This window comes from Neorhizobium sp. NPDC001467 (assembly GCF_050275975.1).
Taxonomy (GTDB): domain Bacteria; phylum Pseudomonadota; class Alphaproteobacteria; order Rhizobiales; family Rhizobiaceae; genus Neorhizobium.
The window spans coordinates 116,078-124,710 of record NZ_JBNNPS010000011.1 but is presented as its reverse complement, the minus strand read 5'-3'; the positions used below and the strand labels follow the sequence as shown (position 1 = coordinate 124,710).

General features: G+C 61.6%; 9 protein-coding genes and 1 pseudogene. 2 read left to right on the top strand and 8 right to left on the bottom strand.

What is annotated here, in order from left to right:
• Nucleotides 1-249 precede the first annotated feature (249 nt).
• The 6 genes and pseudogenes from ACQKKX_RS18365 to coaD all read right to left on the bottom strand — a co-directional run bounded on the left by ACQKKX_RS18365 (nucleotide 250) and on the right by coaD (nucleotide 4,310).
• On the bottom strand, nucleotides 250-1,038 hold the full coding sequence (locus tag ACQKKX_RS18365; protein ID WP_376694157.1) for a class I SAM-dependent methyltransferase: 789 nt from the start codon (nucleotides 1,036-1,038) through the stop codon (nucleotides 250-252).
• 217 nt (nucleotides 1,039-1,255) lie between these two features.
• Nucleotides 1,256-1,489, bottom strand: a pseudogene (locus ACQKKX_RS18360) (tRNA-guanine transglycosylase); the annotation flags it as partial.
• Nucleotides 1,486-2,574, bottom strand: coding sequence for a tRNA preQ1(34) S-adenosylmethionine ribosyltransferase-isomerase QueA (gene queA / locus ACQKKX_RS18355; protein ID WP_427572691.1), 1,089 nt, complete (start codon nucleotides 2,572-2,574; stop codon nucleotides 1,486-1,488). The pseudogene ACQKKX_RS18360 and the gene queA, both read right to left, overlap by 4 nt.
• Before the next feature lie 78 nt (nucleotides 2,575-2,652).
• Entirely contained in the window at nucleotides 2,653-3,168 is a 516-nt protein-coding gene (locus ACQKKX_RS18350) for a peptidylprolyl isomerase (protein ID WP_112729669.1), read from the bottom strand.
• A 54-nt stretch (nucleotides 3,169-3,222) separates the two neighbouring features.
• A complete protein-coding gene (locus ACQKKX_RS18345; RefSeq protein ID WP_427572689.1) occupies nucleotides 3,223-3,792 on the bottom strand; it encodes a peptidylprolyl isomerase in 570 nt (189 codons plus the stop codon).
• A 23-nt stretch (nucleotides 3,793-3,815) separates the two neighbouring features.
• Nucleotides 3,816-4,310, bottom strand: a complete 495-nt coding sequence (gene coaD, locus ACQKKX_RS18340; protein WP_427572688.1) for a pantetheine-phosphate adenylyltransferase — start codon at nucleotides 4,308-4,310, stop codon at nucleotides 3,816-3,818.
• Nucleotides 4,311-4,722: 412 nt separating this feature from the next.
• Here coaD and ACQKKX_RS18335 point away from each other — a divergent pair, with 412 nt between their 5' ends.
• Entirely contained in the window at nucleotides 4,723-4,902 is a 180-nt protein-coding gene (locus tag ACQKKX_RS18335; protein WP_427572686.1) for a hypothetical protein, read from the top strand.
• Nucleotides 4,903-4,933: 31 nt separating this feature from the next.
• The gene (locus ACQKKX_RS18330) at nucleotides 4,934-5,062 is read left to right on the top strand and encodes a hypothetical protein (protein ID WP_427572708.1); all 129 of its coding nucleotides are present in this window, start codon (nucleotides 4,934-4,936) and stop codon (nucleotides 5,060-5,062) included.
• An 84-nt stretch (nucleotides 5,063-5,146) separates the two neighbouring features.
• Here the strand turns inward: ACQKKX_RS18330 and ACQKKX_RS18325 are convergent, their stop codons facing one another.
• Together ACQKKX_RS18325 and gyrA are read right to left on the bottom strand one after the other, a co-directional pair.
• Nucleotides 5,147-5,698, bottom strand: a complete 552-nt coding sequence (locus ACQKKX_RS18325; RefSeq protein WP_427572684.1) for a hypothetical protein — start codon at nucleotides 5,696-5,698, stop codon at nucleotides 5,147-5,149.
• A gap of 52 nt (nucleotides 5,699-5,750) precedes the next feature.
• Nucleotides 5,751-8,591, bottom strand: a complete 2,841-nt coding sequence (gene gyrA, locus ACQKKX_RS18320) for a DNA gyrase subunit A (protein ID WP_427572682.1) — start codon at nucleotides 8,589-8,591, stop codon at nucleotides 5,751-5,753.
• Nucleotides 8,592-8,633: the final 42 nt, after the last annotated feature.

The window sequence follows — 8,633 nt, the reverse complement described above, 5'->3', positions numbered from 1 at the left end:
GACCCGGCGACCCTGGTCGCGGGAGGTCCAGTGACCGTAGACGGGGGGGAAGGCACGCGGCACCGCGCAGCCCCCTCCACTGCACGGTGCCGCCGCGCAGCTTTGCTCACGCGAATTGCCTTGGTCTGAACCTACGCGACGGTGACACGTGTCGCGAGCCATTGTCGATAACGATGCGGAATCGGTTGGACGGCGGGCCTCCGGAAGAGGCCGGCGAACTCGTCCCGCTTGTACATCAATTGCCGTGAATCACCCGGCGACCGGCTTGCGGGCCTCGATCAGGTGGCGCGTGCTGTGGGCGACGAACGGCCCTTCCTTCGCGAGCCGTTCATGGAGTTCCAGGAGGCGCGGCCGGTACGCCTCCACGGTGAAGCCCGGGACCATCCAGATCACCTTGCGCAGGAAGTGGACGACGGCACCGACGTCGTAGAACTCGATGCGCAGACGCTCCGCGCGCAGGTCGACGACATCGAGGCCGGCCGCCTCGGCCTCGGCCCGCTCGCCCTCCGGGTCACGGCCGTTCCTGACCTCTTCCGGCTGCGGACCGAGGAAGAACTCGACGACCTCGAAGACGCTGCTCGGGCCGACGTGCTGCGCGAAGTACGTACCGCCGGGCGCCAGCACCCGTGCGATCTCGGCGAACGGGGCCTTCACCGGGTGGCGGCTGGTCACCAGGTCGAACGTGCCGTCGGCGAACGGCAGCGGCGCGTCCTCCGGCGAGGCGACGACCACGACACCGCGCGGGGCGAGCAGCGCGGAGGCCTTGGCCACGTTGGGGGGCCAGCCCTCGGTGGCGGCGATCAGCGGGGGCAGCTTCGGGGCCGAGGCGAGTACCTCGCCGCCACCGGACTGGAGGTCGAGCCCGGCCGAGGCCCGGCCCATGCGCTCGCCCATGGCACGCGCGTACCCCCAAGAGGGCCGCTCCTCGGTGGCCCGGCCCTCGAACCACGAGAAGTCCCAGCCCTCGACGGGGGCGGCGACCGCCTCCGAGACGAGCTCGTCGAAGGGGCGGCCGGCGTGGGTGGGAGGTGTGCTCATGGGGCCATGTTCGCAGTGGCGTCCCGCGGCGGCACGTGCTTTTTGTACTGCCCGCGCGGGAGGGGGTGTTGTCGGCGGGCGCTGCTACGTTCCCCGCCATGGGAATCCACGTGCCCTACACCGGGGGCGAGAAGGAAAGTCTGCTGGCGGCGCTGGACCGGCACCGTGACGTCGTGCTCTGGAAGCTGGAGGGGCTCGACGAGGAGCAGGTGCGGCGGCCCAGACGCGCGACGCGCTCCGCACCCGGCCGCAACATCAGGTGATAGGTGTTGCCGAGGATGATATCGGCACCGGTATCCTTCACCTGATCAAGATACATCGCCTTGACGGTGCCGACCGTGCCGACCGGCATGAAGGCCGGCGTGCGGATCGTGCCGCGTGGCATCGAGACTTCGCCGAGACGGGCGCCGCCGCTGGTGGCCTTGAGGGAGAATTGAAAGTTTTCGGTCATCGGGGCATCCGGTGCAGAAGGCTGGAATCGCCGTAGGAATAGAAACGATAGCCGGTCTCGATCGCGTGCGCGTAGGCGCGCTGCATGGTTTCCAAGCCCGCAAAGGCAGAGACCAGCATCATCAGCGTCGATTTCGGCAGGTGGAAATTGGTCATCAGCAGATCGACCGCCTTGAAACGGTAACCGGGCGTGATGAAGATGCCCGTCGCATCGCTCCAGGCATGGATGCGGCCGTCGTCAGAAGCGGCGCTTTCAATCAGTCGCAGCGAGGTCGTGCCGACGCAGACGATGCGCCCGCCCCTCGCCTTTACGGCGTTCAGGGCTTGCGCGGTCTCGGCGCTCACATGGCCGATTTCCAGATGCATCTTGTGGTCGTCGGTATCGTCGGCCTTGACCGGCAGGAACGTACCGGCACCGACATGCAGCGTCACGAAATGGCGTTCGATCCCGGCAGCGTCGAGACGCGCAAGCAGATCGGGCGTGAAATGCAGGCCAGCTGTGGGCGCCGCAACGGCGCCTTCCTCGCGGGCATAGATGGTCTGGTAGTCCTTGCGGTCCTGCTCGTCCTCGGGTCGCTTGGCGGCGATATAGGGCGGCAGCGGAATATGGCCGGAGCTCATGATCGCCTCGTCCAGCGCCGGACCGGAGAGGTCGAAACGCAGCGTGACTTCGCCACCCTCGCCCTTCTCCTCGACCGTCGCCATCAGCGAACCGGCAAAGCAGGTATTGGCGTCGGAATGGCCGAATTCGATGCGGTCGCCGACCTTGATGCGTTTTCCGGGCTTGGCAAAGGCCTTCCAGACATCCGGATCGGTACGCATGTGCAGCGTGGCCGAAACCTGCTGGCCGCCGGCACCCTCGCGATGGCGAATGCCTTCCAGCTGCGCCGGAATGACTTTTGTGTCGTTGAACACAAGCGCATCGCCGGGTCTGAGAAAATCCACCAGATCACGCACGACATGATCGGCAAGCTCGGGCTCGTGACCCGGCTTGACGATAAGCAGCCGCGCACTGTCGCGCGGGTTTGCGGGCCGCAATGCGATATTGTCGTCGGGGAGATCGAAATCGAACAGGTCTACGCGCACCGTCCGGGCCTTTCAGAAAAAGCGAAACGCCCCGATCCGTTGCCGGGGCGTTTCTGGTAGAGCGAATGTCCTGAAAGATCAGGCAGCAGCGTCGGCTGCAACGCGGACGGATACGATCGAATCAGGATCCTGAACGGGCTCGCCCTTCTTGATCTGGTCGATGAAGTCCATGCCTTCGATGACCTGACCCCAGACGGAGTACTGCTTGTTGAGCCACGGAGCATCCGTAAAGCAGATGAAGAACTGCGAGTTGGCGGAGTTCGGGTTCTGCGAACGGGCCATAGAGCAGGTGCCGCGAACATGCGGTACGGCCGAGAATTCAGCCTTCAGGTCCGGCTTGTCGGAACCGCCCATGCCGGCGCGCGACGGGTTGAAGCTTTCGCCGCCCTTCTTGCCGAACTTGACGTCGCCGGTCTGTGCCATGAAGTCAGGAATGACGCGGTGGAAAACAACGCCGTCATAGGCCTTTTCGCGCGCCAGTTCCTTGATGCGTGCGACGTGCTCGGGTGCGAGATCCGGCAGAAGCTGGATGACGACCTTGCCCTTGGTGGTTTCCATGATGATGGTGTTTTCCGGATCCTTGATCTCGGCCATGTCTTTCTCCTTGGTTGGGGTTTTCACCCGGTATTATTTTGTTTGCGCGGCGGCTTACTGACCGACCGTGACCTTCAGCATGCGGTCCGGATCGCTGACTTCGCCATTGCCGCCGGTGCCCTTCTTGATCTTGTCGACATTTTCCATGCCGGACACGACCTTGCCCACAACCGTATACTGGCCGTCGAGGCTTGGGTACTTGGTGAACATGATGAAGAATTGCGAGTTGGCGGAGTTCGGGCTCTGCGAACGCGCCATGCCGACCACGCCACGCTCGAACGGCGTGCGAGAGAATTCGGCCGGGATATCCGGCAGGTCCGAACCGCCCATACCGGCGCGCGAAGGCGCAAAATTCTTGCCACCCTGCTTGCCGTACTGAACGTCGCCCGTCTGCGCCATGAAACCGTCGATCACGCGGTGAAAGACGACATTGTCGTATTCGCCCTTGGACGCAAGTTCCTTGATCTGCTTGACGTGTTTTGGCGCCAGTTCCGGCATGAGCTGGATGACGACCGGGCCATCCTTCAGCTGGATGGTCATGGTGTTGGCATCGGTGGCAAGCGCCGGGGCGGCAAAGGAGGCGGCCATCATGGCGCCGGCAAGGGCAAGGTGAAGAAGTTTCATCCTGGGCTCCGTTTGATAAACGATCAGCGTTTCAGCTTGGTATTCAGGGCTTCGAGAACGGCCGCCGGCACAAAAGCCCCGACATCGCCGCCCATGGAGGCGATCTGTCGAACCAATGTGGCGGTTATGGGCCGCGATGCAATGCCGGCAGGCAGGAAAACCGTCTGCACGTCGGGTGCCATCTGTGCATTCATGCCGGCCATCTGCATTTCGTAGTCGAAGTCCGTGCCATCGCGCAGGCCGCGGATCAACAGGCTCGCGCCGTGCTGTCGCGCTGCATGGATGACAAGTCCGTCGAAGCTGACGACCGAAACCTGAGCGGCCTTTGTTGGCAGCGCCTGGCTTACAGCGCGGCTGATGAGGTCGGCCCTTTCCTCAAAGCTGAAAAGGGGTGTCTTGCCCGGATGTACGCCGATACCAACGACGACCGTGCCCGCGACCTTCATCGCCTGCATAAGCACATCAAGGTGCCCGTTGGTCATCGGATCGAACGATCCCGGATAAAAAGCGGTGGTCATCGTGCCTTCAGCGCTCAAAGCCAAAACCATTATAAAGTCACCGCCTTTTGTCATGGACAGCCGCCAATCGCAAGGCGGCGGCCATCTGAACGGCAAATGAACGTGCCGTTCAAGACGGTTTCAGCCGCGGCATGTTTATATCGATCCTGCAGAGGCGGGAAGGATTGGCGCTCAGCCTCCCGCAACAGGAGTAAGACATGCTGGTCGTCCTCGTCGTAACTGCCATCGGCCTTTCGCTTCTGGCCGAACTCGTCCTTACGGCGGACGTGGACGAAGTCGGAAGCGTTCGAAACCTGAACGCCAGATGAACGGCCTCTTCAGGGAGGCTTCAGAGGGATAATCTTAAAAAACCCTCAACGATGCGGAACCAGCGTGTTGAATGCACGTTTACCTAGCAGAAGGAAATGCGGAGATGCTTGCGAAGAGAAATTCGGCAATGCCCGACAAGATCACCATGATCAGCGTTGTGTGGACCGCCATGATCGCAGTCATGATGACTGCAACAGTGACTCTTTACGACAACAAGTCCGATACGGCTCCGATCAATTACACGGAGATGACCGGTAGCTACCAGGGCGTCTCCTACTACTGAGGCCAACGGCCCGGGAAGGTATGAGATGTTCTTGACCATGACAGTTCTTGCCGGGCTGATCAGCACCATGTTTGTCGCCACAGTCGTATCTTCGATCACCGAGCTTCGCAAGGAGCGGGAGGATCTTGAGGATTTTGCCCGCCGTCATCGGGCGTTCTAAGGCGACAATTTTGAACAAAAAGCCGGGTGATAAATGTCACCCGGCTTTTTTGTTGCCTGGAAGATGAACGAGCACCCTCGCCTCTCAGATCTTTCCCGCCACCCAGAGGACGGTAAAGATCAATCCGACGCCGGCCATGATGAATGACAGGATCGTGCCCAGAACCAGCGGCACGAATGTCAGCGCCGGTATATGAGGTGAGACTTCCAGCAGAAAGCCCGGACGGATCCTGTCGGGATCCAGGCAGAGAACCTCGTAGTCTCCGGGTGCTGGGCATTCGAAACGACCAAGCGGTATGGATTTTCGTCCGCTCATGTCAGTTCGCTGCACCTGCATCACGGCAAATCGGGAGCCCTGATATTCGATCGCTGCGCCTGACGCGCTTTGGCGAATGGCGAAGCGTGCGGAAAAATGCGTGGTGCCGGTGATGAAGGTGAACGGCGGAACCACGATGCTGATGAGATAACGCCCTGCCCTCGGCAATGTCACTCTCTTGGCATCCGTGCCGGCCGGGAAGCGCTCCCGCACATCCGGAGAGATGATCCGAGCCAGGCTCATGATGCAGCGGATCAGCAGATAAAAACCTGCCACCGTTCCGATCGGCGCCAAAAACTTGAGAAAAATATCCGGCGCCATGTCTGCATGATCCTCAACGAGAAAGGCCGGGATGTCTCCCGGCCTTTGCTGCTTATTCTTCGCTCGGCGCGTCGCCCTCTGGGGCTCCGCCTTCCGGCGTCTCGGTGATAGCGCCGCCTTCGGTGGTGATTTCACCCGGCACGTCGCCCTCTTCCTCTTCGCCTTCCGGCTCGCTGATGCGCTCGACCGACACGACCTTCTCGCCCTTGCCGGTGGAGAAGATGGTGACGCCCTTGGTGGCGCGGCTGGCGATGCGGATGCCATCGACCGGCACACGGATCAGAACGCCGCCATCGGTGACAAGCATGATCTGGTCCTTGTCGTCGACCGGGAAGACGGCAACCTGTTCACCGATTTCCGAAGTCTTAGACGTGTCGGTGGCGCGGATACCCTTGCCGCCACGGCCTGACGTGCGGAAATCGTAGGAGGAAGAACGCTTGCCAAAGCCCTTTTCGGAGACGGTCAGGACGAACTGCTCGCGACCCTTGAGGTATTCGTAGCGTTCGTCGGACAGCTGTCCTTCTTCCACCACTTCCTCGCCAACGAGAGCGATATCCTCTTCATCGACACCGGCGGCACGACGTTCGACAGCCGAACGCTTGAGGTAAGCGGCACGCTCCCACGGCTCGGCATCGACATGGTTGACGATCGTCATCGAGATGATGCGGTCGCCCTCGGCCAGATTGATGCCGCGCACGCCGATCGAGTTGCGGCCGGCAAACACGCGGACCTCATCGACGGGGAAGCGGATCGCCTGACCAAGTGCGGTCGTCAGCAGCACATCGTCGCCCGGAATGGCAAGATCATGGTTCGGGGCCGTGCAGGTTTCGACGGAGAGGATTTCGTCGCCCTCTTCCTCGAGCTTCATGGCGATCTTGCCGTTGCGGTTGACCTGCACGAAGTCGCTGAGCTTGTTGCGGCGAACCGTACCACGCGTCGTTGCGAACATCACGTCAAGGTTTTCCCAGGTCGCCTCGTCCTCGGGCAGCGGCATGATCGTGGTGATGCGTTCGCCGGCTTCCAGCGGCAGCATGTTGATCAGGGCCTTGCCGCGAGACTGCGGCGTGCCGATCGGCAGGCGGTAGACCTTTTCCTTGTAGACGATGCCACGCGAGGAGAAGAACAGAACCGGCGTATGGGTGTTGACCACGAACAGGCGCGAGACGAAATCCTCGTCACGCGTCGCCATGCCGGACCGGCCCTTGCCGCCGCGGCGCTGGGCGCGATAGGTGGTCAGCGGCACGCGCTTGATATAACCGAGATGCGAAACCGTGACGACCATGTCTTCACGGGCGATGAGATCCTCATCGTCCATGTCGAGGCCGGCATCCATGATCTGCGTGCGGCGCGGCGTACCGAATTCGTCACGCACGGCAGCCATCTCGTCCTTGACGATCTGCTGGATGCGCACGCGCGACGAAAGGATATCGAGATAATCGCTGATCTCGGCGCCGATCTTGTTCAACTCGTCGGCGATTTCGTCGCGGCCGAGTGCGGTCAGGCGGGCCAGACGCAGTTCGAGGATCGCACGCGCCTGCTCTTCCGACAGGTTGTAGGTGCCGTCCTCGTTGATCTTGTGACGCGGATCATCGATCAGGCGGATCAACGGCTCGACGTCATGCGCCGGCCAGCGGCGGGTCATCAACTGCTCGCGCGCGGTCGCCGGATCCGGCGCCTTGCGGATCAGCGCGATCACTTCGTCGATATTGGCAACCGAGATCGCCAGACCGACCAAGACATGCGCGCGCTCGCGCGCCTTGCGCAGCAGGTATTTCGTACGCCGGCTAACGACCTCTTCGCGGAAGGCGACGAAGGCACGCAGCATGTCGAGCAGCGCCAGCTGTTCGGGCTTGCCGCCATTGAGCGCAACCATGTTGCAGCCGAACGAGGTCTGCAGCGGCGTGTAGCGGTAGAGCTGGTTCAGGATGACATCGGCATTGGCATCGCGCTTCAGCTCGATGACGACCCGGTAGCCCTCGCGGTCGCTTTCGTCGCGCAGGTCGGAAATGCCCTCGATGCGCTTTTCCTTGACCAGTTCGGCCATCTTTTCGATCATCGTCGACTTGTTCACCTGATAGGGAATTTCGGTGATGATGATCTGTTCGCGGTCCCCGCGCATCGGTTCGACGGTGGCAACGCCACGCATCATGACCGAGCCTCGACCCGTTTCGTAGGCTGAGCGAATGCCGTTCTTGCCGAGGATCATGGCGCCGGTCGGAAAATCCGGTCCCGGAATGATTTCCATCATTTCCGGCAGTTCCATAGCCGGATTATCAATCAGGGCGATACAACCGTTGATGACCTCGCTCAGATTATGCGGCGGAATGTTCGTCGCCATGCCGACGGCGATGCCGCCCGCGCCGTTGACCAACAGGTTCGGGAATTTTGCCGGTACGACGACGGGCTCCGACAGCGTGCCGTCGTAGTTGTCGCGGAAATCGACGGTCTCCTTGTCGAGGTCGTCAAGCAGCGAATGGGCAGCCTTTTCAAGCCGGCATTCGGTGTATCGCTCGGCGGCCGGAGGGTCACCGTCGACAGAGCCGAAATTGCCCTGACCATCGATCAGTGGCAGGCGAAGCGACCAGTCCTGCGCCATGCGCGCCAGTGCGTCATAGATCGCCGTATTGCCGTGCGGGTGATATTTACCCATCACGTCCCCGGTCACGCGGGCACATTTGACGTATTTCTTGTTCCAGTCGATACCAAGTTCGGACATGCCGTAGAGGATACGGCGATGAACCGGCTTCAAGCCGTCGCGGACATCCGGAAGAGCGCGGCTGACGATCACGCTCATCGCGTAATCGAGATAGGAGCGCTGCATTTCCTCCATGATCGAAATGGGTTCGATGCCGGGTGGCAGCTTTCCGCCGCCGGGTGTGCTTTGATCAGTCAAATCGGTTAGGATCCTGTTCGGAATCGGTTGACGCTTTATAGC